At 33.6% G+C, this 25,524-nt stretch carries 29 protein-coding genes; 8 read left to right on the plus strand and 21 right to left on the minus strand.

Annotated elements, in window-relative coordinates; translation table 11 throughout:
* Positions 1–2: 2 nt before the first annotated feature.
* The 3 genes from ACFSRZ_RS11395 to ACFSRZ_RS11405 all read right to left on the minus strand — a co-directional run bounded on the left by ACFSRZ_RS11395 (position 3) and on the right by ACFSRZ_RS11405 (position 3,497).
* Positions 3–1,025, minus strand: coding sequence for a histidine kinase (locus tag ACFSRZ_RS11395; RefSeq protein ID WP_379666685.1), 1,023 nt, complete (start codon positions 1,023–1,025; stop codon positions 3–5).
* On the minus strand, positions 1,022–2,038 hold the full coding sequence (locus tag ACFSRZ_RS11400) for a sensor histidine kinase (protein WP_379666686.1): 1,017 nt from the start codon (positions 2,036–2,038) through the stop codon (positions 1,022–1,024). Before ACFSRZ_RS11400 ends, ACFSRZ_RS11395 begins: the two co-directional genes overlap by 4 nt.
* Positions 2,039–2,132: 94 nt before the next feature.
* Complete coding sequence (locus ACFSRZ_RS11405) at positions 2,133–3,497, minus strand: hypothetical protein (RefSeq protein ID WP_379666687.1); 1,365 nt, start codon at positions 3,495–3,497, stop codon at positions 2,133–2,135.
* Between the two features lie 148 nt (positions 3,498–3,645).
* Here ACFSRZ_RS11405 and ACFSRZ_RS11410 point away from each other — a divergent pair, with 148 nt between their 5' ends.
* The 4 genes from ACFSRZ_RS11410 to folD all read left to right on the plus strand — a co-directional run bounded on the left by ACFSRZ_RS11410 (position 3,646) and on the right by folD (position 6,932).
* Entirely contained in the window at positions 3,646–4,176 is a 531-nt protein-coding gene (locus ACFSRZ_RS11410; RefSeq protein WP_379666688.1) for a DinB family protein, read from the plus strand.
* On the plus strand, positions 4,173–4,598 hold the full coding sequence (locus tag ACFSRZ_RS11415) for a hypothetical protein (protein WP_379666689.1): 426 nt from the start codon (positions 4,173–4,175) through the stop codon (positions 4,596–4,598). Before ACFSRZ_RS11410 ends, ACFSRZ_RS11415 begins: the two co-directional genes overlap by 4 nt.
* 69 nt (positions 4,599–4,667) lie before the next feature.
* Positions 4,668–5,996 (plus strand): signal recognition particle protein, encoded by a 1,329-nt coding sequence (ffh, locus tag ACFSRZ_RS11420; protein ID WP_379666690.1) that lies wholly within the window; start codon positions 4,668–4,670, stop codon positions 5,994–5,996.
* Between the two features lie 60 nt (positions 5,997–6,056).
* A complete protein-coding gene (folD, locus tag ACFSRZ_RS11425; RefSeq protein ID WP_379666691.1) occupies positions 6,057–6,932 on the plus strand; it encodes a bifunctional methylenetetrahydrofolate dehydrogenase/methenyltetrahydrofolate cyclohydrolase FolD in 876 nt (291 codons plus the stop codon).
* Between the two features lie 462 nt (positions 6,933–7,394).
* Here folD and ACFSRZ_RS11430 read toward each other — a convergent pair whose 3' ends face one another.
* From ACFSRZ_RS11430 to ACFSRZ_RS11500, 15 genes are all read right to left on the minus strand, one after another.
* Positions 7,395–8,291, minus strand: a complete 897-nt coding sequence (locus tag ACFSRZ_RS11430; RefSeq protein ID WP_379666692.1) for a hypothetical protein — start codon at positions 8,289–8,291, stop codon at positions 7,395–7,397.
* A gap of 6 nt (positions 8,292–8,297) precedes the next feature.
* A complete protein-coding gene (locus ACFSRZ_RS11435) occupies positions 8,298–8,666 on the minus strand; it encodes a cupin domain-containing protein (protein WP_379666693.1) in 369 nt (122 codons plus the stop codon).
* Entirely contained in the window at positions 8,666–9,229 is a 564-nt protein-coding gene (locus ACFSRZ_RS11440) for a hypothetical protein (protein ID WP_379666694.1), read from the minus strand. Before ACFSRZ_RS11440 ends, ACFSRZ_RS11435 begins: the two co-directional genes overlap by 1 nt.
* A gap of 114 nt (positions 9,230–9,343) precedes the next feature.
* Complete coding sequence (locus ACFSRZ_RS11445; RefSeq protein ID WP_379666695.1) at positions 9,344–10,102, minus strand: LytR/AlgR family response regulator transcription factor; 759 nt, start codon at positions 10,100–10,102, stop codon at positions 9,344–9,346.
* A 20-nt stretch (positions 10,103–10,122) separates the two neighbouring features.
* A complete protein-coding gene (locus tag ACFSRZ_RS11450) occupies positions 10,123–10,440 on the minus strand; it encodes a 2TM domain-containing protein (RefSeq protein WP_379666696.1) in 318 nt (105 codons plus the stop codon).
* A 6-nt stretch (positions 10,441–10,446) separates the two neighbouring features.
* On the minus strand, positions 10,447–10,788 hold the full coding sequence (locus ACFSRZ_RS11455) for a 2TM domain-containing protein (protein ID WP_379666697.1): 342 nt from the start codon (positions 10,786–10,788) through the stop codon (positions 10,447–10,449).
* Positions 10,789–10,795: 7 nt separating this feature from the next.
* Positions 10,796–11,092, minus strand: a complete 297-nt coding sequence (locus tag ACFSRZ_RS11460; RefSeq protein ID WP_379666698.1) for a 2TM domain-containing protein — start codon at positions 11,090–11,092, stop codon at positions 10,796–10,798.
* Positions 11,093–11,094: 2 nt separating this feature from the next.
* Complete coding sequence (locus ACFSRZ_RS11465; RefSeq protein WP_379666699.1) at positions 11,095–11,391, minus strand: 2TM domain-containing protein; 297 nt, start codon at positions 11,389–11,391, stop codon at positions 11,095–11,097.
* A 2-nt stretch (positions 11,392–11,393) separates the two neighbouring features.
* The gene (locus ACFSRZ_RS11470) at positions 11,394–12,758 is read right to left on the minus strand and encodes a 2TM domain-containing protein (protein ID WP_379666700.1); all 1,365 of its coding nucleotides are present in this window, start codon (positions 12,756–12,758) and stop codon (positions 11,394–11,396) included.
* Positions 12,759–12,792: 34 nt separating this feature from the next.
* Positions 12,793–13,206 carry a DUF2141 domain-containing protein gene (locus tag ACFSRZ_RS11475; RefSeq protein WP_379666701.1) on the minus strand — a complete coding sequence of 138 codons (414 nt, stop codon included), beginning with the start codon at positions 13,204–13,206 and terminating at the stop codon, positions 12,793–12,795.
* A gap of 106 nt (positions 13,207–13,312) precedes the next feature.
* Positions 13,313–14,452: a lycopene cyclase family protein gene (locus ACFSRZ_RS11480; protein ID WP_379666702.1), complete on the minus strand. Its 1,140-nt coding sequence runs from the start codon at positions 14,450–14,452 to the stop codon at positions 13,313–13,315.
* Positions 14,453–14,546: 94 nt separating this feature from the next.
* On the minus strand, positions 14,547–14,999 hold the full coding sequence (locus ACFSRZ_RS11485) for a carotene hydroxylase (RefSeq protein ID WP_379666703.1): 453 nt from the start codon (positions 14,997–14,999) through the stop codon (positions 14,547–14,549).
* Entirely contained in the window at positions 15,000–15,842 is an 843-nt protein-coding gene (locus tag ACFSRZ_RS11490; protein ID WP_379666704.1) for a phytoene/squalene synthase family protein, read from the minus strand.
* Position 15,843: 1 nt separating this feature from the next.
* Positions 15,844–17,307, minus strand: coding sequence for a phytoene desaturase family protein (locus tag ACFSRZ_RS11495; protein ID WP_379666705.1), 1,464 nt, complete (start codon positions 17,305–17,307; stop codon positions 15,844–15,846).
* 63 nt (positions 17,308–17,370) lie between these two features.
* Positions 17,371–18,264: a MerR family transcriptional regulator gene (locus tag ACFSRZ_RS11500; RefSeq protein WP_379666706.1), complete on the minus strand. Its 894-nt coding sequence runs from the start codon at positions 18,262–18,264 to the stop codon at positions 17,371–17,373.
* 118 nt (positions 18,265–18,382) lie between these two features.
* Between ACFSRZ_RS11500 and ACFSRZ_RS11505 the strand changes: the two genes are divergently transcribed.
* Positions 18,383–18,877: an RNA polymerase sigma factor gene (locus tag ACFSRZ_RS11505; RefSeq protein ID WP_379666707.1), complete on the plus strand. Its 495-nt coding sequence runs from the start codon at positions 18,383–18,385 to the stop codon at positions 18,875–18,877.
* 12 nt (positions 18,878–18,889) lie between these two features.
* The gene (locus ACFSRZ_RS11510; protein WP_379666708.1) at positions 18,890–19,498 is read left to right on the plus strand and encodes a hypothetical protein; all 609 of its coding nucleotides are present in this window, start codon (positions 18,890–18,892) and stop codon (positions 19,496–19,498) included.
* A gap of 34 nt (positions 19,499–19,532) precedes the next feature.
* On the opposite strand, the gene ACFSRZ_RS11515 is transcribed toward ACFSRZ_RS11510, so the two are convergent.
* Genes ACFSRZ_RS11515 through ACFSRZ_RS11525 form a run of 3 tightly spaced genes read right to left on the minus strand, consistent with a single transcriptional unit; the run spans position 19,533 to position 23,472 of the window.
* Positions 19,533–20,552, minus strand: a complete 1,020-nt coding sequence (locus ACFSRZ_RS11515; protein ID WP_379666709.1) for a threonine aldolase family protein — start codon at positions 20,550–20,552, stop codon at positions 19,533–19,535.
* Complete coding sequence (locus ACFSRZ_RS11520) at positions 20,549–21,073, minus strand: AAA family ATPase (protein WP_379666710.1); 525 nt, start codon at positions 21,071–21,073, stop codon at positions 20,549–20,551. The genes ACFSRZ_RS11515 and ACFSRZ_RS11520 overlap by 4 nt, the downstream gene beginning before the upstream one ends.
* Before the next feature lie 5 nt (positions 21,074–21,078).
* Entirely contained in the window at positions 21,079–23,472 is a 2,394-nt protein-coding gene (locus tag ACFSRZ_RS11525; protein ID WP_379666711.1) for a zinc-dependent metalloprotease, read from the minus strand.
* Between the two features lie 189 nt (positions 23,473–23,661).
* Between ACFSRZ_RS11525 and prfB the strand changes: the two genes are divergently transcribed.
* Positions 23,662–24,756, plus strand: coding sequence for a peptide chain release factor 2 (gene prfB, locus ACFSRZ_RS11530; protein WP_379666712.1), 1,095 nt, complete (start codon positions 23,662–23,664; stop codon positions 24,754–24,756).
* Between the two features lie 357 nt (positions 24,757–25,113).
* The gene (arsC, locus tag ACFSRZ_RS11535) at positions 25,114–25,455 is read left to right on the plus strand and encodes an arsenate reductase (glutaredoxin) (protein ID WP_379666713.1); all 342 of its coding nucleotides are present in this window, start codon (positions 25,114–25,116) and stop codon (positions 25,453–25,455) included.
* The last annotated feature ends 69 nt before the right edge of the window (positions 25,456–25,524 follow it).

Genomic DNA, 25,524 nt, shown 5'->3' on the forward strand with positions numbered 1-25,524 from the left:
TCTTACTTTTTGATGGTTAGTTTAGGGATGAAAACAATCCTTTGATTATTTAACAAGGTAGTTTCTATATTCTTTTCGCTATAGATAGAATATATTCTGTTGATCTCTTTGATTTCGGAACTATTGACGGTAGAATTGATCTTATCATGGGTTTCATATCGCAATTCAAACTGTTCGTCTTGTTCCTCAATTTCAATTCGTATTTGTATGCTTGAAGAAATGATGGTGTTTCTAACAATCATCTCTACAATAAACAACAAACTTCCCGGTACAACCAGAAAATCTGATGTTAAATGATTTTCTATTTTGATGTTTCGATAAGGTAGTTTGTTGAAGAGATTTTCTAACTCATGCAAATTCTCTAACTCTTCTTTAACAGATACCAACTGCTTGTCTTTGTTGGATAGTATATAGCGATAGATCGTAGATAGATGATCAATAAATTCGTCTGTTTTCTCTAAATTTTGATTCATCAAAATGATTAGTGCCTCAAAGCTTTCGAATAGCAAATGAGGGTTCACTCCTCTTTTAAATTGATGAAACTCATCTTCTATATTCTGTTTGATCAATTCTTCATGTTCTAACTTTTCTGAGTTGATCTTATACAAATACCTATGACTCACAAAAAGTAGAATATAGATTAGAGTGATCACTGAAAAGATACTATCGAAAGTAATAATATCTTCATTGCTTGCAGAATAACCAACGATGTATTTATAGTATAATATGATGAGCAACGTAACTACTAAAACGCTAATTCCTAAAGATATGATCACTTGAAGAAGCAGATTTAGAAAAGAACTTTTCCTTTTTGGTAATTTTTCAAAAATCAATAACAATGCTCTTGAAAGCTCTTGTACAATATAGGATAGTACAATACAGACATAGAGCTCTTCTCCTAAAAACTGCTCATGCAATTGTTCTACATTGTTGTTTAACAACAACAGCAATAGATACACTATTACTCCGCTAAAAATGGGACTTAAGATCCTAAAGAATGGTTGATGTATAAATAGCTTTCTCATGAAATAACCGGGATTTTCACTTCAAAACTATTACCGTTTGATACAGCAATTCCTTCTTTATGAAGTAGTAAGTAACGTGCATTTATATTCTTTAACCCTATTTGAAAAGAAGTTACATGCTTAGGTTTTCTTGTAATATTGTTCTTAACAGTAATATACTTTTTATCTGAGGTTATATGAACCTCTAAAGGGTTCTCTTCTTCCAAAACATTGTGTTTTACAGCATTTTCTAACAGCATTTGTAAGGTTAAAGGAGGAATTGAAGTATCGTAGAGATTTTCATCGATATTGATGGAACACTGAAACTTTTTTCCAAAGCGTATTTCTAAGAGATATCTGTAGGAATCTACAAACTCTAACTCTTCTTGTAAAGTAGTCAACCTTTTCTGATAACTCTTTAACGTGTATTGATACATATCTGCCAACCTTCTTATAAACCCTTCTGCTTTCGCCTTATCTTTAAAAACTAGAGACGAGATCGTATTTAAGCTGTTGAATAAAAAGTGTGGACTTAGTTGCGATTTTAAAGCCTTAAGCTGTAATTCTATTTGCTTTCTTTCTTGTCTAACTGTTGCTATTTGAAAGGTGGTATAAGAATAGTAAGAGAACAGGGCAAAATAGATGATCTCAAAGATCAGGATCAAAATAAAAAGAATGATTCCCAATTTGATCAAACTTTGTTTGTATGCTTCCTCTAATACTGGATCTATTTCCAGTAGTTGTACACCAACATATCCTATAAAGATGATCCATAGATAGGAAATAACAAAATGTAGTAAAAGGCCTGCTAGTAAGCGATTTCCTTCTGACTTATGCCAAGGGATTAACTTGTCTAACCACAAAGCCGTACCATAGATCAAATAGGCAGATGTAATTCCTGTAAAGACACTTAAGATAATCTCTGAAGCACCAAGTGACACAGTAGTTTCTACTGCATCACCCAATACAATGAAATAAGCAATGGATATACCAAAGATGGTTCCTAATAACGTGATGAAAAAATGTTTTTTCACTCGAATACTATTGGTTAGTTGTTGTTTTGGTTGATCGGTGATTTGCATAAAACTAAGGTAATCAATTTATAAAAACTGATTACCTCAGCAAACCTTAGTACATAGCTTTCATAGCTCTACCGTAGTAGGTGTCTGAACCTATAGATTTTGCAGCTTTTGCGTAAGCATCTTTTACTTTTTGTGAAGACCTTCTCACTTTATCAGAATAAGCTACCAAAACATTTGATAAGTAGTAATCTGAACCGATACTTCTTGAAGCAGACTCCATCAACTGGATCAATTGTGTCTCAGTAATATTTCTGTTTTTAGCTAACTTTTTATAAATATTCGTTGCATAGTGATCAGATTGAACGTTCTCTCCAACTATATTTAAAAGTTTGGTTAGGTCTGAACCACTCATGTTATCTACCATTAAATCGTTGATCACAAGAGTTGTATAATGGTCTGACTTGATCTTATTTAAACTTTTTAAGAAAGCATCGTAATTAGCTTTAGACAATCCGTCCTTCTTTAATGCTTTACGTAAAATTTGAGTTTTGTAATGATCTGATTTAATCTGATCTGCCAAGCTCATGATCGTGCTCATGTTTTGCTTATTCAACTCTCTTTTATCCATGATAGAAGATAAAATCTGAGTTAAGTAGTGAGATGATTTTATGCTTTTGGTGATCTCTAATAATTCTGTCATCTGTCTGTCATTGATCGAAGAATCTTTGATCACAGCTTTTAAGATTTGAGAAACGTAGTAATCAGATTTTACCCCTGCTGCTGCTTTGATGTATGCAGACCTTGTTGCATCGTTTGCTAAAAACGCTTTTTGATTAGCTTTTAAAATCTGAGAAACATAGTAGTCTGATTTAATTTCTTCTCCTGCAGTTTTAATTACTCTTACTAATTCAGAGCTGTTTAAGTTCTTCTTTAATAGAAGCTTCATGTAGGCGGCTTTTACATAATCAGAGTCCATTTCTTCGATCTCTCTCATTACAGCTCCTACACCTCCCTTTTTATAAAAACGCTCTACTCTTGACTCGGCAGCAATTGTTGTAGTTCTTACAATATCGGGTAAAATTTCTGCCAACCAGTTTTTTCCATCTGGATCATAAGAAACTTCTTTTCTTCCTACAAAATAAGCTTTGGATAATCTTCCTCCAGATTCTGCTTCGATAACAATTCTTCTTCTTTTTCCGAATCTAGACTTGCGAATTTCTATGTATCCGCCTCTAGAGATTCCAATAATATCTCTGTCATCATCAGAGACTGTAATATCTCCTTCATATTCTATTCTAAAATCGTTTTTATCATTTTTAACAGTAATCGTACGGGTACCATTGTCATTGGTTGTTCTTATGTTCCCTTTCATTACTGTTACTTCTTGTCCGAAATTTTCGGCAGGTATTAGCAAGAAGCAAGAGGCTAGTAGAAATGCTACTGCTGTTCTTTTTAAATTTTTTATTTGCATGGTTTTCTGTTTTTTTGATTTTTGATGAAACAAATGTATGTGCCTCTTCGTCTCAAAAAAAACAGGATGTATTGAACTGATAGTTTTTTGTAGTGAATTGTACAATCCGTAGACTTTTGTATCTTGTCTCAGAGTTTTTTACATACAGATGAACAAAGAAAGCATTGTAGAAGTTATAGAGGAAAAACACCAACAGCTGTTTGACTGGCTATCAGAATCAGGAGATGACAACTGGGAAAAAGGTCCTTTAGGAAGATGGACAACCGGACAGCATATATTGCACTTGGTAGACTCTGCTAGAATGTTAAACAAAGCTTTGAAATACCCAAAATTCATCTTAAAATATAAGTTTGGTACTTCTAACAGACCTTCGAGAAATTATGACGAAGTTGCAAAACGTTATGATGAACGGTTGGCTGAAAACAAAGAGAGAGCAAGAGAATTTAATAAAGGGTTACGAAAACCTGATGTTAAAGAAAGAAAACATTTAGTAGATGCTCTTCAGGTATTAAGTAAAAAATTACAATACAAGACAACGAAATTTAAAGATAAACAACTAGACACGCTTCTGTTGCCTCATCCCCTTATGGGCAGAATGACATTACGAGAGATCATTATGTGGACTGCTCACCATACAGAACATCACCTTAATATATTGAAGAACGATTATTCATCATGAAAAGATTTATTGACAGACCGCAACTTTTTTTCTTTTTCCTTGCGCTCTTAGTATTAGTTATTGGTTTCTTACATAAAGACAGTGCCATAAAACTAGCCCTTTACGGAACTTTTATAGACCTCAAATCATGGTCAGTTTGTTTATTTTCTTCGGTATTTTTTGTGCTCATCGCAGTAAACTATGCGTCTCTTACCATCACTCATAAAACTCCGAAGCGTTATTTAACAATTATCCATATTATACTGCAAGTATTGGCTTTAGTTCCGTTATTGTATTTTATTCTTAGTTCTGAAGCTACAAAAACCTATGATCAAGTCTCTCAAATGAACATCATACTCATTTTAGCGTTTGCACTATTTATCATTGCTACGATCATACATCTTATCAACTTTGTAGCAAGCCTTCTTGCCAAGAAAGATTAAGCTCCTTTTGCTTGAGTAAAACGGTGGTATTTTCTATATTTGTTGCTTCCAAAAAAAGCAACAGATCGGATGTTTAATAATTTAAGCGAGAAATTAGATAAAGCCTTACACACCCTTAAAGGGCATGGTAAAATAACGGAGGTAAATGTAGCAGAAACCTTAAAAGAAGTAAGAAGAGCATTATTAGATGCCGATGTTAACTTTAAGATTGCTAAAGACTTTACCAAAAGGGTACAACAAAAAGCCATTGGACAGGACGTATTAACTACTCTGAACCCGGGTCAGTTAATGGTAAAACTTGTAAAAGACGAGTTAACTGAATTAATGGGAGGTGATGCTGTAGGTATTAACCTTGGTGGTAGCCCAACAGTAATCTTAATGTCGGGGTTACAAGGTTCCGGTAAAACCACTTTCTCTGGAAAACTGGCAAACTATTTAAAAACAAAAAAGACCAAACAAGTTCTTTTGGTAGGATGTGATGTATACCGTCCTGCTGCGATCAACCAGTTACGTGTTGTAGGAGAACAAATTGGTGTTGAAGTATATGCCGAAGAAGGCAATCAAAACCCTGTTGAGATCTCTCAAAATGCGATCAAGCATGCAAAGGCAAACAGTAAGAACGTAGTTATTATTGATACCGCGGGTCGTTTGGCTGTTGATGAAGAGATGATGACTGAGATCTCTAATATTCACAAAGCAGTAAATCCGCAGGAAACTCTATTTGTGGTAGACTCTATGACAGGGCAGGATGCTGTAAATACAGCCAAAGCATTTAACGATGTCTTAGATTTTGAAGGAGTTATTCTTACCAAGTTAGATGGTGATACACGAGGTGGAGCTGCCTTATCTATCAAATCGGTTGTAAATAAACCAATCAAGTTTATTGGTACCGGTGAAAAAATGGATGCAATTGATGTATTCTATCCAGATCGTATGGCAGATCGTATCTTGGGAATGGGAGATGTTGTTTCTCTTGTAGAACGTGCCCAAGAACAATACGATGAAGAAGAAGCCAGAAGGCTTCAGAAGAAAATCGCTAAAAACCAGTTTGGTTTTGATGATTTCTTATCGCAGATTCAACAGATCAAGAAGATGGGTAGTATGAAAGATCTTGTAGGAATGATTCCAGGAGCAGGAAAAGCATTGAAAGATGTAGATATAGATGACGATGCTTTTAAAGGTATTGAAGCTATTATTCACTCTATGACTCCTGCAGAAAGAAGTACTCCAACAATGATCAATGCAAGCAGAAAGAAAAGAATTGCCAAAGGTTCGGGAACTTCGGTTCAAGAAGTAAACCAATTAATGAAGCAATTCAACCAAATGAGCAAGATGATGAAGATGATGCAAGGTGGAGGCGGAAGAAAGATGATGCAGATGATGCGCGGAATGAGATAAAAATACAGGGCTACTTACCAAGTAGCTCTTTTTGTTTAATAAACTAATACACAACACACAATGATTTTACTAGACGGTAAACAAACCTCTTCAGACATTAAAGATGAAATAGCTATAGAAGTTGCCAACATGAAAGCTCAAGGACAAAAAGTGCCTCATTTAGCTGCTGTAATTGTTGGAAATGACGGAGCTAGTTTGACGTATGTAAATGCCAAAGTAAAAGCTTGTGAACGTATTGGTTTTGAATCAACTTTGGTTCGTTTGTCAGAAGGAATAACTGAAGAAGAGTTATTGACTAAGATAGATGAGTTGAATACAAATGATGAAATAGACGGATTCATTGTTCAGCTTCCATTGCCTAAACATATAGATGAACAAAAAGTGATCATGGCTGTTCATCCAGACAAAGATGTAGATGGTTTCCACCCTACTAATGTTGGAAAAATGGCATTGAACTTACCAACTTTTATTTCTGCAACTCCTTTTGGAATTTTAGAATTATTAGATCGTTACAATGTAGAGACTTCAGGAAAACATGTTGTAGTAATAGGACGTAGCCATATTGTGGGTAGTCCTATGAGTATTTTACTTTCACAAAAAAGAAAGGTAGGAAATGCTACCGTAACACTTACACACAGTAGAACTCAAAATTTAAAAGAGATCACTTTACAAGCAGACATTGTGATTGCCGCTTTAGGAATTCCTGAGTTTTTAACAGCAGACATGGTAAAAGAGGGTGTTACTGTTATTGATGTTGGAATTACTCGTATAGAAGATGCTAGCAAGAAAAGAGGTTTCCGTTTGGTTGGAGACGTTGCTTTTGAAGAAGTTTCTAAAAAATCTGAGTTCATTACTCCTGTACCTGGAGGTGTTGGTCCTATGACCATTGCAATGCTTTTAAAGAATACTTTATTGGCTAGACAAAGAAGAGCTTAAAATGATACGAATTAGCTCTCGGTTCTCTCTTTTAGGTAAAATTGTAATATTATCCAAGGGCTTGTTATTTCTTGTTTTTTCTCTTTTTTTATTCTTCAGTAGTAAGGATCATATAACGCTGTTGCTAACACTATCCTTTTCTATTTTAATAATTCTTTTCGCAAGATCAATTAAGATAATTCACAGGAAAGAGAATTTGATTATCTGTAAAGGCTTCTTTTCTAAAAAAGTATATGCTGTTGCTGATGTTGAAAAAGTTGGCTATACTCTTTTTCAATTCTATTATTTAAAATTGAAATCAGGGAAAAGAGTCCTTTTCTATGGAACATTAGAAGATTACCGCAATGCTTTTATAGATAGTTTTGATATGGGGAAAAAAAGAATTACAAAAAGACTAAAAGATTAATCTTCACCTATACTTAACTTTCCAATTAGATGTTCTCTATTTGCAATAAAACGAAGTTATTTCGAGTCTAATTCCATTACTTCTCCTAACAAAGCAGGTAATCCGTTAGCTTGTATCCTATCGTTATCCCAGTGACTTAGAATACAACTCACAAATTTCCCATCTATTTCTTCTGCGATGTAGTATACGATCAAGTTTTTAGCTCCGGATTGTAGTTTAAGAATCCAAGAATTCAGTCCCTTTACATCATAAACCACTTTTAATGCTGTGGTTTTCTTTCCTTCAAAAATCACATTTACCGGGTCTTTAGATACTAGTTTTAGCTTTCTTTGATGTGTACTAATGTATTCTCTCTGTTCATTAAATGCTTTTGCTGCTTGTAGAGAATTATGAAGAGTCCAATCCATTTGTCCGTTATATGGGCATTGAACATTTCTAACTCCCATCCAATGACATCCTGGACCAAGTTTGATATATCGATTCACATATTTGATCGAATCTATCTTCTGATCTGCATATATTTCATCAGAAAAGCCATCACCTAAGAACTGTTCTATAAAGGATCTAAAAAATGAATTATTTGGTTGTTCAAGACTGGAAAATGAGACTACAGAGGTTTTTCCTTTGTTGTCTAAAACATATACGGTGTAATAGTTTGTAATCTTTTCATCAATCTTACTAATGATCACATATTTCTCATGCGGAATGGAAAGGTTGGAATCTTTTGTTGGCGGAGTTTTCTTCTTTTTGATCTTATACTCCCTAAGAATAGGTCGTAGTTTCTTTTCTTTAAATGGAGAGCTGTAATGTTGCGTTGTAATACTGTATCCTCCAATGTTATAAAAGATCAGGTTTCTGTTCTTTATCGCTTGCAGATCATCAAAATTAACCTTCTCCTGTCCATATAGAACAGATGAATAAGCAACAACAAAAAGTAAGAGCCATTTTTTCATAGACTTCTATGAGTCTTCTCTGTTGACCAAGTCAATAGAAAATGCAGGTAAACAAACTGCCAAATACTCGCATTCTTCTTCAAAAGGGTTTGAATATTGAATACGGGTATTTTTAAGAATCTTAATAGATTGTCCTTTTTCCAATACAATTTTTTCTCCTTCTATAATAAATTGTTTCTTTCCTCTGATGATGTAAGTATATTCATCAAACTCTGGAGTTTGGAATGGTTCGCTCCATCCCGGAGGTGCAATCATATGTGCTATGCTTATCTCAGAGTTTCCATCAGTGGCATTTCCAAAGTGCTCTTCAATAAGCTTACCATCATTTGTAGGTACAACAAAAGGAGATTTTTGTATGGTATATTTCTTTCCCATTAATTAAACCAGATCGTAAACGACTTCATCTTAGCCAAATCCGGAATTTGATCTTTGGTTACTTTTTGATTGCTAAATGCCTTCAATCCTAATTCTTCTTTATCTATAGAAATTGTAGCATTTAGATCATCTATAAACAATGTAGCTGAAGAAAAAGTAGATTCTATCTTATTGATGTTGTTGTGAAGATTGATCTCTGCAAAAGTAGAAGTTAAGTTCAACCCTGATTCTGTTTTATATCTATCATCAAAAATTTGAACGCTTTTGATGGTTGAAGTAGAATCTAATTGCTCTTTTGGTACAACGGTTAATAAATGCTTCCCTCCTTTTTCATAGATCAAATACTCATCATCATCTTGAAAGTAATTGTCTCCTAATGCTCCTTCACTTAGATTAGGAACAATAGAATCGTTTTTAAAGATCTGTTTTAGGTCTTTAATAGATGTCTTAGGAGTTAAATGGCCTACTTTTCCTTTTTTAATTTCAAATTTTTCGCTGCCATTACAACTCATAAACAACGATAATGATATGGCAAAAACTAAGAGTACGTTTTTTTTCATCATTCTTTTCCTTGGTTGATCGTTATTAAAACGATTAAATTGATAAAATGTTATCTAAAGCAATAAATATAGTGTAAAGATAAAAAAAGGGATTCGATTAGCCTATGTTAATAGTTACTATCTATCAATCCACTTTTTAAACTCCTTAACTCGCTCTCTACTAACAATAATCTCAGCTTCATCATAGGTGTGTAAGATCAATTTTAGTCTACTATTGGTATAAGAGATGATATCTTTAATGGCATTAATGTGCACAATATAGGTTCTGTTGACTCTAAAGAAGTGCTCAGGATCTAATTGATCTTGCCAATGTTCTAGTGAATGGTCTATCAAATAATTTCTATTTCCTTTGGTATGTATATAGGTTGCTTTGTTCTCACTGTAAAAGCATTCGATCTCATCTATGTGAATGATCTTTATATGTTGACCAATCTTAATTGTAATTCTCTTTTTATATTTTCTGTCGATTGGATTGATTAAGAGTCTTCGAATGTCATCTATGTTTACTTGTAAATCGGACTCCTTAGGTTGTTGGTTCTTATATTTTTCTACAGCTACTTTTAATTCGTCTTCATCAATGGGTTTTAATAAATAGTCAATACTATTCAATTTAAATGCCTTAAGAGCATATTCATCATAAGCCGTTGTAAAAATAATAGCACTATTTACATCGATTTCTTCAAAGATCTCAAACGACAAACCATCGGATAACTGAATATCTAAAAAGATTAGATCGGGATGCTCATTGTTTTGAAACCAATTGAGAGATTCTTCTACAGAATGCAACATGGTATTAACCTTTATTCCTAATTCGTCTAGCATTCTGCCTAGCCTTCTAGCTGCAGGCTTCTCGTCTTCTATGATGATAACATTCATTTATTTTCTATTTACTTCTTTTATTTTTCGTCCATAAATTCTTTGATCTTTCTCTCTTCCCAACTTTTACTTACAAAAAGTCTGGATCCGAAAGTGCCGTACGTATGATAGGCAATACCTATACCCCACCAAAGCCATAAAGAATAATTGTCAAAATCTGTCAATGCTTCTTCTAAACCACCACTACCTCCTCTGGCATCGTTAATAATCTTATATATAGATATAATTGTGTTGATCAAAACATAGACTGTAAGATGCCAATAATATTTTCTTAGTTCTTCCACCCTTTTTCTAGCGCGGATATACTTTCTATTCATTTTTTCATTATCAGAGTTCATGGCGATTTATTTTAAAATTTTGTCACTTCTTTCTCTATCATTGTCCATGAATTCTTTGATCTTTTTCTCTTCCCAGTTCTTCCCTAGAAAATTTTTAAAACCAAAGATCCCTAACCAATGAAAGAAAACTCCTATACCCCAAAATAGCCAGGTCATATATACTCCTATGTGAGAAAAAGCTTCTCCTATAGTTCGGTCTTCATCATTGGTCAATCCATAAATAATAATTCCGCTGATGAAAATGTTTACTACAATATAGACTGTAAAGTGTGAGTAAAAACCTTTGATGTCTTTTACTCTCTTCTTTGCCTTTAAATATCTCTGTTCTTTAATGTAATTCTGTTCCATTTTGATTTTATTTGAAATTACCTCCTTCATTCATGATCTCTTCAATCTTCTTTCTTTCCCACTTTTTAATCATCTTATTATGATCTCCGAAAACAACCAACCAGTGAATGATTGTTGATAATACTATACCTCCTAAGGCAAACCAGAAAAAGTGAAATCCGGGAACAAACATCAAGTTAACTATAACTATGATAGGTATAGAGATGGCGTTTACAATCTGGTGAACATAAAACCCTTTGATCTCTTTAGCTCTCTTTTTGGCTTTTAAATAGCTTTCTTCTCTTAAGTAATTTTCTCTTTCCATAGCTATTTATATCGTTTGTTCTCTTCATCCATTATCTCCTTGATCTTTTTCTCTTCCCAGTCTTTTCCTAGTACATTCTTGAATCCAAAAACTCCTAACCAGTGGAAGAAAACTCCTAAAGACATTCCTATGGCAGCATACCAAAACCAATGGAATTGTGGTACAAACTTTAAGTTAATGAACACTAAAAAAGGGATAATGAGTATGGTTATGAATAAGTGAGTGTAAAACCCTTTGATGTCTTTTACTCTTTTTTGAGCCCTTATTAGTTTTTGTTCTCTTTTATAATCTCTTTCCATCTTTAGTTGAATTTAGATCTATTTTCCTCATCCATAATTTCCTTGATCTTTCTCTCTTCCCAATTTCTTCCTAAGAATATATTGTAATTATTTGCCTCTAGCCAATGGAAGATAATTCCAATTCCCCATCCGATCATCGGAAACCAAAACCAATGGAATTGAGGTGAAAAATATAAGTTGATTAAAATCAGTACAGGGATAATTATAACATAAGAAGCCAAATTTTGATAGAACTCCTTTATCTTTTCTACTCTCTCAACAGCACGAACATATTTGCTGTTCTCTAAATCTTCTGAATACATAATATTGTTTATTTCTACAAGGAGAGGTAAACTCACCTTAAATGTTTTGTTATCGTTTTCTATTACCACTCTTCTCTGAGTGATCAATCCGTATCTATCAGCAATATTTCTTAATCCTACTTTTGTACTCTTTCCAATTGCTTCTTTTGGATTGATATTATTCTCAATGATCAGGAATCCATCTTTTTCATACATCCTTATTTTCAAAGGCTTTAAAGACGATACGACATTGTGTTTTACAGCATTTTCTAACAACAACTGTAATGATAGAGGCACTATTTTTAGCTCTGCATTACTTACTGTTGATGGAATTTCGAATTGTACTGCATCTTCAAATCGCATTCCTAATAATTCCATATAGGTCTTTGCGAATTGTAATTCTTCTGTTAAGGGTATTAGATCTTTATTTCTTTGCTCCAAAACATATCTGTATACCTTAGATAGTTTGGTTGTAAACTTTTCTGCTTGATATGGATTTTCCCCGATTAAAGAGGTCAGTACATTCAAACTATTGAACAAGAAATGTGGATCTATCTGACTTTTTAGAGATTCAAACTTTGCTGTTTCTGTTTTTGCAACGATCTCTTGCCTTGTTGTTTCTTTATTTACTGATTCTTTCCATCGAATCATAAAGCCTCGTGCATGAAAAAATGCAGCTACTCCAAGAGAGATCATCACTCCAAAAATATAAGAGTAATAAACAACGTTAGAGTCTAAGAGTTCATCAACCTTCCTATTGAAAATAACTACATATTGAATGTATTGTATAATCAAAACTGCCACTAAAGTGTACAATACTGTTGAGATGATTCCTGCCCAAACTCTTGCATTGGTTTCTGTTACCCAGCTCCATTTGGTATTCAAATAATCATTGATGAGTCCATTTCCCATTCCTAATCCAAATGAATACATGGCTGAAATTAGTAAGGTGTTGGCAATTGCTGTAAGAGAAAACTCTTGATTAATAAGTGTGAAAACTACTGTGAAAATCAGTGTTACTTTTAAAATTAACCAGAGGTCTTTTTTTAACTCCTTTACAGAGTAAAATCTGTTTTTTGCCTTCATCTTACGAGTGTTTAGATCTTTTTCTTAGCTCGGATTAGAATTTAATTTCTAAAGATACATCTTTATCCTCTACAACAAATTTAGCATCATCATATTTTGGAGGTCCAAAACTCATTACATTGTTTGAAGCTCCATAATCTTCCATAGGCATTCCGTTCTCTTGAAAATCCATTTTATCATTATCGTTTTTGTCATGGAAACAAATGATTGCATATTCTCCCGGTTCTACATCTTCAAATACTACTGTGCTCTTTCCATCAACAATCTTTGCGTTTTTAGATTTTAATGGAACTTGCATAAAACCATTCTTGTCATACAAACCAAATGCTACTTTACCTGAATCGCTGGTAACGTTTACTACCGTTGCTGTGATCTTTTGTTTTTTGTTAGATATTAAACCTCCTGTTAATATCATCATTGCTGTTACTACTGTTGCTAAAATTTTCATTTTACTTGTTTTAATTGGTTAATTACACAGCAAATGTGCAACAGATATAAGCAGTTGGAAACAAATAATTACCGAGTTGTATATTTTTTAGGACGAATTGTAAAAACTACATCAGTCTTCTAAAAAAGGAGACAATAAACTGTGGTGAAGGGGTGCTAAACATAATCCTCATTTCTTCTGTAAAGCTAGTTTCTTCGTTTAAAAACTTCAAAATCTTTTGTGGTGGATTTCTTTTAAACAATTGAGAAAAGAACTTTGACCCTAAATGATTGTTTCGGTATAAAACATCTAGTAGTATTAGGTCGTACTTCCAAAACCTTGTACTCTTTCTAAACTTTTTTAAAGTAGATTCTTTCTTTAGAAATTCAACAAGTTCTTTTGTTTTTTCAGTGATATTCATAAAGGTAAACCCTGTACTTGCTTTAGACCAACCTCCAATTGTTCCTATATTAAGTACATTGGTTGAATTATGTTTCCAGAATTTATAAGAGGTCATAGGAATGATCCCCTCTTCCTTTTCAATAATCCTATACTCTTTGATTCCTTTTTTCTTTAAGTAAGATCTAATCTCTCTATCGTATTCTGATTTGTCTAACAAACTCTTAGAAAACAAAGTATATTCAAAGAGTGCTTTCTTTTTAGAGATTGGAAGGATATACATGAACCTTGTGTTTCCTTTCTGATTTACTGTAAAATCCATAAAGGTTGCTGCAGAATCATCAAAACAATCTTCATCGGTTTCTATAAACCAACCAACAAAATGCTGCTCTAAAGCGGGGTACTTTAGTTGTTGCTTATAACCTTTGTCAAAAGCAATACTATTGAAAAGTTTGGCTGTATGATATTCTGTTTTGATCGTTAATACAGAAGCACTGTGCGTCTTATGACTAATATTGATAACTGTATCTTCTACAAAAGTGATATTTTCTTTGGCGTCTACAACTTTCCATAATCGCTCGTAAAACTTAGCACTACGAATCATTTTATAAGTATAAGGTGCTATAGAGAGTTTCTTGTCTACGGTATCGCTCTTAAAAAATATATGATCCCAAGATCGTAAAACAACATCATCCCATTCGCCATTGCCTTTCTCCCAAAAACACCAAGTGCGATCGTTAGATAGCTTTTTCTCTTTATCTATTATTAAAATGGATTTGTCGTCAAAAAAAGGATCGTTGGCCATTCTGTATGCCAACATCAATCCAGAGGCTCCGCTTCCGGTGATTATGTAGTCGTATTCGTGCATTTAAGACCAAAAAGGTAAGAAAGAAAATTGGAAAACTGAAAAGATAATCCTCATCTGTTTTTTGAGAATACAATAAAGATCTGAGTATGAGTTTTTAAACTTTAGGTCTTTTGTAGTACTTAAACGGCACGAACAGCATTCCAAAACACTCTCCATCTTGTTTTCCTAATTTCTTATGATGAATTTTGTGTGCTTTCCTTAAACCTAATAAGTATCTACTTTTGGTATGTTTGAACCACTTAAAACGTTGATGTATTAAAACATCGTGCACAAGAAAATATGCGATTCCGTAGAATAAGATTCCTAAACCAATGAAGAAAAGGTAATTCAGCTCCGGTCGAATTCCATAATAAAAGAGCAAGATACTTGGTACAGCAAAAATGACAAAGAACAGATCGTTTTTCTCAAAAGGTGTCTGATATCTTGGTTGGTGATGATCTTCATGCAAATACCATAAAAACCCGTGCATCACAAACTTATGTGTGCACCAGGTAACTCCTTCCATGATCAAAAAAGTAATGATCGTAACTGAAGCGAATAATAGCATTTAAATCATGTTTAATTTATACTTAACGTAACTTCTTGCCAACAAATTTAACTTCATTGGGTTAGAAATACGAACTCTGGTCTCTATAATTTTTGAAGAAGGGACTCTTTTTAGTTTTTTGAGCAATCTTCTGTAATATCTATACGCCATATATACTCCAAATTTAGCTTCTATGGGTAGTTTTAAAATTCCATGATTATAGGCATAATCAAAGTCTTCTTCAATTTCTTCAATAATCTTTTGTTTAGATTCTGCATCTAATGAGGCTAGATCTACATTTGGGAAATAAGAACGATTTAGCAATTCATAATCATCTTTTAAATCACGTAAAAAGTTTACCTTTTGAAAGGCAGACCCCAATCGCATTGCCGCCTCCTTTAACTCATTGTACTTCTCTTCATCTCCATTAACAAATACTTTTAAGCACATTAAACCTACAACATCTGCAGAACCATAAATATATTCTTGATACTCTTGTTGTGTTGTGTATACAGATTTATGAAGGTCGGCTCTCATACTGTTGAGAAAAGATTGTACCATCTGATCTGTTATTTTGTATTCTTTTACTGTATGCTGAAATGAATTCAGAATAGGGTTCAAACTAATTCCATGATCATAAGCTTTATAATATTCTATTTCAAAATCAGAAAGCAACTGTTCTTTATTATAATCATGAAAAGTATCTACGATTTCATCTGCAAAACGTACGAACCCATATATGTTGTAGATCGCAGCACGAATTTTGGGAGAAAGCATCTTTACAGCTAAAGAGAAAGAAGTACTGTACTTTTTAGTGACTAATCTGCTAGTCTCATTGCTAACTTGGTCGAATAATTTTTTCATCTTATGATCTTGTTTTTTGAATTAACTCAGATGCAATCTTCCCTGAAATTAATGAGGGAGGCACACCTGGCCCGGGAACGGTTAGCTGGCCTGTGAAATACAAATTCTTAACTTTTCTGCTCTTGATCTTTGGTCTAAGAAAAGCTGTTTGTAGCAATGTATTTGCCATGCCATATGCGTTTCCTTTGTAAGAGTTGTAATCTTTAACAAAATCATTCACACAAAATGACTCTTTAAAGATAATGTTTTTTTTAACTTCCTGACCCGTAACCCTCTCTAACCTACTGATAATCAAACTAAAATACTTACTTCTTATTTCTTCATTGTCTTCAATACCAGGAGCTAAAGGAATCAAAAAAATCGCTGCTTCTTTTCCTTCCGGAGCAAAACTATCATCCGTTATACTAGGAAAGCTTGCATAGAATAAAGGTTTCTCCGGCCAGCTAGGATCGTCGTAGATCGTTCTTGCATGTTCGTCAAAGTCTGTATCAAAAAATAAAGTGTGGTGCTCTACACTCTTTAGCTTTTTATCGAAGCCTACGTAGAATAATAATGAAGAAGGAGCAAAAATCTTTTTATTCCAGTAAGATTCAGAATATTGTCTGTATTTCTTGTCCAATAATGTTTCTGTATGGTGATAATCTGCTCCACTTAAAACTAAAGTAGAATTAATGTCTTTACCATTAACTCTCAATCCGGATATCTTACCATCATCTACATGTAATTTCTCAACATTGGCGTTGGTCTCAAAAGTAACACCAAGTTCTTCGGCCATCTTCTTCATTCCTTCAACAACACTGTACATCCCTCCTTTAGGGTGCCAAGTTCCTAAACCAAAATCTGCATAATTCATAAAGTTGTAAAAAGCAGGTGTATTGCTTGGTTTAGCTCCTAAAAACAGAACAGGGAATTCTAAAATCTTAATCAACTTATGATTTTTGATATCCTTTCTTACCTGTTTTCTAATTGTAGAGAAGAATTGTGAAACTCTTGCTATTGTTGTTGGTGTTACAAGTTCTAACGGACTTACACCGGGTTTGTATACTAAATCTTTGATTGCAGTATTGTAGTTTTTTCTTGCTGAATTTAAAAATGAGTTCAGATAAACTGAGCTTCCTCGTTCTATCTTCTCAAAAAGATCATATATTTCTTGTAAATCACCAGAGATCTTTACAGAGTCGTTTTCTCCAAAATAAACTTGGTATCCCGGATCTAACTTTTCTAATTCGTAGTAATCTGATGGTTTTCTTCCAAAGTCTCCAAAAAATCGTTCAAATACATCCGGCATCCAATACCAAGTAGGGCCAATATCAAACATAAACCCTTCTTTTGACAGTCTTCTAGCTCTTCCTCCTACTGTTTCATTTTTTTCAAATACAGTAACTTCATATCCTTGCATTGCCATATAACAAGAGGCTGCTAAAGAAGAAAAACCTGAGCCAATTATGTGAACTTTATCTCTCAATTAATACTATTTGTTTAACAAATATAATGATTAGTTAAACAAAAGCAATTTGTTCGACTAAAATTATAATACTTTTAACAGATCGTTTACAGAGGGATACAGATTGATATCTGATTTAAAATCATAACTAGCAACATCCATTGCCTTTCTGCCAATCGCTATAAGTGAGTGCTTTGAGCTTTTTAAGATCTCATCTATTTCGTAGAAATAATCAGTAAGTTTATCGTCATAAGGCTGTACTGTCATAGAAGTAATAAAACAAACTTCTTTGTTGCTATCAAAGAAATAATTTAAATTATCCAAAGGCAAACTCTGCCCTAAATAGATCGTATGATTACCTCTAAGCACTAATTCATAATTAAGATATAGTAAGCCTAGTTCGTGTATTTCATTCTCCGGTAAGAACAGTACATAGGTTTTACCTGTATTGGTAACATTGTACTGAAGTTTTTCTGTGTTGGTTTGAATTTTTTGAGAAATTAAATTTGATATAAAATGCTCATGAGCAGGAAGTAATGTTTCAGTTTGCCAAAGCATCCCAATATGCTCTAGAAAAGGCATAAAAACATCTTTGAATATCTCACGGAATGTTTTCTTATGTAATAGTTTATTGTAAGCATTATTGAACAGCACTTTATCAAACTGAAACATTGCCAGTTTAAAAGAATTAATTGCCTCATCATTAACTGCTACTTTAAAAGCCAATTCTCTAGCATTTAGCACAATGGCTTCATCAGACATTTCGGCTATTTTTGAAATCTTAAAGCTGTTCTTATTAAGTAAAACTATGTTTAACAGTTTTTGCAGATTTTGATTCGAATAGTAACGAATATTGGTATCTGTTCTTTGAGGTTGTAAAAGATTATACCTCTTCTCCCAAATTCGAATTGTGTGAGCTTTGATGCCCGAAATATTTTCAAGATCCTTGATCGTAAAATCTGTTTTTATACTGTTCAATTTTAGTGCATTTATCTTAAACAAAGATACAGGTTTTATTTAAAAATGATTTTTTCATCTAATTATTGTAACATTTTTAACAAATTGCATACTTATTTATCAAATCAACTAACAAAGAGTGCAAACCGAACAAGAAAATAAGTTTTTGACAGATTTTGAGGCCAATCAAAATATTGTTCATAAGGTTTGTAGGATCTATACGACAAATCAGGATGCACATAACGACCTGTTTCAGGAGATTGCAATACAGCTATGGAAAAATTATTCTAAGTTTAGAGGAGATGCTAAATTTAGTACATGGATGTATCGTGTTGCCTTAAACACAGCTATTTCTTTATATAGAAAGTCTAGTAGGCGAGTAAAAACACAAGATATTAGTGATATAGCTTTTAAAATTGAAGCTAAAGAATATGACGATACAGAAGAAGTTCAATTAAAAGCGCTTTATGGAGCCATTAGAACATTAAGTGATATTGACAAAGCTCTTATCTTTTTATATCTAGAAGATAAACCTTATAAAGAAATTGCAGAAACACTGGGTATTAGTGAAGTAAATGCAAGGGTAAAAATGAATAGAGCTAAAGATAAATTGAAAAAAATATTAAACCCATAAAAGAGAAATCATATGGATTTAACGCAATATAAAAAGGCTTGGGAAAATCAGCCGGAAGAAAAAAACAAGGTTTCTGCTCTAGAGATCTATAAGATGACACAAGCTAAATCGACATCCATAGTCAAATGGATATTCATTATCGGGCTTTTAGAGTTTGTTGTACTTAACTCTTTAGTCTTCTTTATTGATATTGATCAAGCTCATGAGGAGTACGACAAAATAGGGCTTAAAAAATTTATTATAGCCTCAGAGATCGTAGCTTATTGTGTAGCCATCTTTTTTATTGTTAGATTCTATATTAATTATAGAACCATCAATACGGCAGATTCTACAAAAATTTTAATGTCTAAAATTTTAAAAACACGTAAAACTGTTAGACAGTATGTCTTATTTAACCTAAGCTACATGTTTATTATTATCGTTGTGGTAGCCATTTCATTTGTAAAAGTAAACATGGAAACAATACCTGACGATAGGTTTGCACTTCTAATTGCCTTTTTTATCTTGGGTGGTTTGGCAATTTTAACTGTAATCTGGTTATTCTATCAACTCCTCTATGGTTTCTTATTGAAAAAGTTAAAAAGAAATTATAAAGAACTCTCTAACTTAGAAATAAAATAAACAACAAACCCTCTTTTTCAAGAGGGTTTGTTGTTTAAAATGATTTAAGTTCTTTTAGGAGTTGCTCTAACATATCATCTGTAAAATCCAGATGTGTTACGATTCTTATTTTTCCATCTCCCATAGGTGTTAGCAGAATTCCTTTGTCTGCCATTTTTGCTATAAAATCATCGGCATTCATATCGTCATTCACATAAAAAATAAGAATATTCGTTTCAACCGGTTCTATTTTCTTTACATAAGACAATGTATGTAGTACTGATTCTATCTGTTTTGCTTTTCTGTGATCTTCTGCCAATCTATCTACGTTGTTTTCTAAGGCATACAATCCGGCGGCAGCTAGAAATCCAGCTTGTCGCATTCCGCCTCCAAACAATTTACGAACTCTTAACGCACTGGCTATATGTTCTTTTGTTCCCAAGAGGATAGAACCTACGGGAGCTCCCAATCCTTTAGACAAACAAATAGAAATGGTGTCAAACAACTCTCCATATTGCTGAGGGGTTTCATTTTTTGCTACTAGTGCATTAAACAAACGAGCTCCATCTAAATGGTAACTTAAATTATTTGCCTCACATACTTTTTTGATCTTAATCAGTTCTTCAAAATCCCAACAAGCTCCTCCTCCTTTATTGGTTGTATTTTCTATACACACCAATCTAGAAAAAGGCACATGAATATCTGCTCTTCCGGCAACTGCTACTTCCAATTGTTCTGCTGTAAACATTCCTCTGTCTCCATCAATCAATTTACAGGTAACTCCTGAGTTAAATGCAGCGCCTCCTCCTTCGTAATTATAAACATGAGCCCACTTATCGCAAAAGATCTTATCTCCCGGTTGGGTATGTAATTTTATTGCTGCTTGATTGGCCATAGTACCAGAAGGAAAGAACAAAGCGTCTTCCATACCAAACATTTCGGCAGCGGTTTCTTGTAATAAATTTACAGTTGGATCACTCATAAATACGTCATCTCCAACTTTTGCATTCATCATAGCATCCAACATTCCTTTTGTTGGTCTTGTAACTGTATCGCTAATTAAATCTACAATCATAATAAGGTTAAAAGTTTTATTTCGCTTCTAGGGTTTTTAAGCACTATCCATTCTTTGTGTGCAAACTCTCCGCTTTTCCAGTTGATCATTCTATCTTTTCTTCTCCAATAGCTTTTGAATATCCATAAAAACAAACTATTCTTAGAGAATGTTCTTTTCAAGGTTTCGTAATTTTCTCCGCAACATCTTTCTCTAAACACCACTCTTTTAAATGTTCTTATAAAATATCTGCGTATAATTAAATTCAAGGAATAGTCCAACCATACAATCACAGAGGCTTCTTGCCAAAGAGTATCTTTTAGTAGGGTTTGATAGCTACCTGTGACAATCCATTCTTCCTTTCCTTCTACTTCACTCGTTACATCTTTGACAAATTGTTCTTTTTCTTTTTCGATCCAATTGGGTAAGAAATAGAGGTCATCCAAATCTACATGTAAAATAGATAGATCTCTTGAAAGCTTTCGTCCCAAAGTTGTTTTACCGGTACAAGTAGTGCCTGTAATAATGATCTTTCTTTTCATATAACTTAATCCGTACCAATAGGAGATCCATCTGGTATCTTTGGAACACTTGCTCTCTTAAATTTCTCCGGGTAATTCATAAAATTAAGGATTAGAGATAGGATTTCTTGTTGATACATTCTCTGAATACCTTTTGCTTTAGAGTTTCTGTAATCGTCTTGAATCTCTCTTAATTTAGCTCTGGCAATTCCGTTTACCTGCTTGTAAGTAGCATTACTTACTGCCAAAGTTATTAAATGATTTACTACCTGTGTATTAATTACATTCTGCAACTCTTGCTTATAGTTGTCTTTGTGGTTTTTCTTAATTGTTGCTTCAATTAATTCATCTAAGACTTCTACCAATCCTAATTGTTTTTTATCTAAGCTTTTGTGTTGTACCAATCGAGTAGCTCTCTCTGGATGCAGTAGCAATCCTAACGTCATATCTGAAGCTGTTTCTACAGCTCCATAAGGATCAAAAGCTACTCCGGCTTTACTTTTAAACGATTCTCTAGAACGTCCGTAACCCATCGCTCTTGGTGGGAATAATGACAAAAGGCTTTTTGGAATAGCTACTTCATCTACTGATAATGTTCTTAGCAAAGTTGCCAATGCTTTTCGTTCTGTTTTTCCGTCTACTCTTTCTACAATAGTATTACCATCTCCTTTTACCGCATAGGTATAGTTTAAACCTCCTATTACCTTACTTACAGCTTCTGTTTGATAGCGGTGGAAAAAGTAAAGAGGTACAAATACATCTTCTAGTACAGAGTAAGGTTGATTGCTTTTAATATTGTCTTTAGAGAAATTATTCATAGCCAATCTTCTTACAGCCAATACATTTTCTAACTCACCAGTAATATCTGCTCCGTTATCCCATAAATGAGCATAAGCGTGAGCTCCTCCTCTTGGTCTTGCATCTTGATCGGAAATAAAACGGGCTCCATTTTTAAAAGCATCATCCAACAACTTCTTTAATTCTGCTTCTTCATTTTGTGGAAACTCAGCATAAGAATATGTGATAGCTATCTTATCCCAATCTCCAATTTTGGTATCATAGGCGTTTGAAAAGTCTACTTTCCCATTTTTTACAGTTAAAGTAGGGTGTGGATAATCCATTACAGAAGCTCTTCCTTTTGAACTTGCAGCAAAATTATGTGCCAATCCAATGGTATGCCCTACTTCATGAGCGGATAACTGACGAATTCTAGCCAATGCCATTTGCAAAGCAAAGTCATCGTCTGTATCGTTATTTTTATATGGAGCTTGTAATGCTTGAGCTATTAAGAAGTCTTGACGAATTCTTAATGATCCTAAACTCACATGTCCTTTGATAATTTCTCCGGTCCTTGGATCGGATACTGAGCCTCCATAACTCCAACCTCTTGTAGAACGGTGTACCCACTGTATTACATTATATCTCACATCTAATGGATCTGCATCTGCCGGTAACATTTTTACCTGAAAAGCATTTTTATAACCTGCAGCTTCAAAAGCTTGATTCCACCATCTTGCTCCATCTAACAACGCTGATCGAACCGGTTCTGGAGTTCCTCTATCCAAATAGTAAATAATTGGTTCTTTTGCTTCACTCATCGCTGCATTGGGGTTCTTTTTTTCTAAGCGGTGTCTATAGATATATTGCTTTTTTATAGGTTGATTTACAGGCGTTGCATAATCTAAATAGGATAATGAAAATGATCCTGATCTTGGGTCAAAAACTCTAGGTTTGTAATTATCATCAGGTAATTCTACAAATGAATGATGTTGATGAACAGTAACCAAAGAAGAAGTAGGTGTTACACTACGAATATTGTATCCTCTGGCTTTTCCTTTGAACGTAAGCAATACATCAAACTCAACATTTTTAGGAAAGGCTTTAGTTCTTTCTAGATTGAAAGCACTCTTGGTTTTATCTAGACTGTAACTACCTTGTCCTGATCCTGACAAGCGATCGCTAACCCCGTGAGCATCTCTCATAAAAAACAAACTTGCATCTACCAAGTATTTTCCTCCTTCTGTTTTTTCAATTTTGAATCCATGCAAAACAGATTTTGCAAAGGCTTCTTTAACAGATTTTTTCTCTTCTATATTGTCTGTAATTGCTCTGTAATCTAAATTAGGTTGCACTAGCAACAGTTTGTTTCCTGCCTTTTGGAACTTCACCACTCTTTCACCTCCCAGTTGTCCTCTATCTAAACCTATATCGTTAGATCCAACACCTTCAGAGAGTGAGTTTACATACAAAAACTCTTGATCTATTTTGTCTACCTCAAGAAATATCTTGTCTTTACTTTCATCATAATAGAAAGTGAAGTATCCCTCAAATTTTTGAACGTTTTTATTGTCTTTAAAAAATTGTGAAAATCCTTGAATTGTAATGCTTAAGAAAAGAATTACGGCGATTGCTTTTTTCATTTTAGTTTGTTTGAAGAAGCGTAAATTTAAAGATATTTAGCGAAAGTTGTTTTCTTTCTATTACTTCATATAAAAAAAACACGAATGTCTAAAAAGTGTTTAAAACAATACGCTCTGTTAAGTCCTTCAACAAAAGAGAAAGGAATTCAAAAGCCGATTCTCATTTTTTAGATTATTTTTGCTGGACTTATGGTGACACAAGAACAACTAAAAGACATATCAACAAGAGTCGTAAAGCTTAAAACCTATCTGGATATTGAAAAAAAGCTGATCGAAATTTCGAATGAAGAAGAGAGAACAGCCGATCCAAATTTTTGGAACAATCCTAAAGAAGCTGAGGTTTTAATGAAATCTCTACGTTTCAAAAAGAAATGGGTAGAAGATTATAATAAAGCTGTTTCTTTAGATGAGGATCTACAAGTGCTTTATGATTTTTATAAAGAAGGTGAGGTTGACGAGTCTGAAGTTGTAGAGCAGTACAATTCTGCACATTCTTTTATTGAAGACATTGAGTTTAAGAATATGCTTTCTGATGAAGGTGATAGTTTGAGTGCTGTAATTCAAATTACTGCCGGTGCAGGAGGAACAGAAAGCTGTGATTGGGCAGAAATGTTAACTCGAATGTATACCATGTGGGCAGAAAGGCAAGGTTTTAAAATAAGTACACTCAATTACCAAGAAGGAGACGTAGCCGGAATTAAAACTGTAACTCTAGAGCTTGATGGCGATTATGCTTTTGGTTGGTTAAAGGGTGAAAATGGCGTACATAGATTGGTTAGAATCTCTCCTTTTGATAGCAATGCCAAACGTCACACTTCTTTTGCTTCTGTATATGTATATCCGGTTGCTGATGATTCTATTGAAATTGAGATCAACCCGGCTGATATTGAGATCACCACAGCACGTTCTAGTGGTGCCGGAGGACAGAATGTAAACAAAGTTGAAACCAAAGTACAGTTAACTCACAAACCTACCGGAATTCAAATTTCGTGTTCTAACTCCAGATCTCAGCACGACAACAGAGCTACCGCTATGCAGATGTTGAAGTCTCAACTATATGAAATAGAGCTTCAAAAAAGACAAGCTGCCAGAGATGATATTGAAGCCAATAAGATGAAAAACGAATGGGGTAGCCAGATCAGAAACTATGTGATGCATCCATACAAATTGGTAAAGGATGTAAGAACTGCTCACGAAACAGGAAATGTAGATGCTGTAATGGATGGAAATATCAATCCGTTCCTAAAGGCATATTTGATGTTAAACGGACAGAAAGAAAGTTAAGTTAGTTATGCTAATTTACGGAATAGACTCAAAAAATATTGGAGCTAAAAGAATCCCAGGTGAAAGATGCCCTATTTGTGATTCAACATCACTAGAAATTTTTTGTATCGTAAAATATGCCCATTTCTATTGGATTCCATTATTTCCTATGTCAAAAAAAGCATATCCTTTTTGCAAGAGTTGCAATACCAAAATTAAAAATCGGTTTATTCCAGAGAAGATTGTTTCTAAGATAAAATTTGAAAAGAAAAACGTTAATATACCTCTTTATATGTTTTCTGGAGTAGTTGTTATTCCTGTTATTATCTTAATCTTTGTTTATTTAATGAGTACAATACAAAATTAAAATAGATTCATATGATCAAAATATATCACAATCCACGTTGTAGAAAATCCAGAGAAGGTCTTCAAATTGTAGAAAACTCTGGGAAAGAGTTTGAAATAAGAGAATACCTTAAAGAGTTACCTTCAGAAGAAGAACTTTCTTCTGTAATCGGTCTGTTAAAAATCAAACCTATTGATTTGGTTCGTAAGAACGAAGCTATCTGGAAAGAAAGTTACAAAGGAAAAGAACTTTCAGACAGTGAGATTATTAAAGCAATGGCTGAAAATCCTAAATTAATAGAGCGCCCAATTGTAATTCATAATAATGTTGCAGTTATTGGTAGACCTCCTGAGAAAATTCAACAAATTCTCTAATCTTGTTCTGTTAAATGACACTGCTTTTTGTTTAACAGAATATTAACAACCCGGCATTAAACTTCCTCT

Source organism: Pseudotenacibaculum haliotis (assembly GCF_042684245.1).
Lineage (GTDB): Bacteria > Bacteroidota > Bacteroidia > Flavobacteriales > Flavobacteriaceae > Polaribacter > Polaribacter haliotis_A.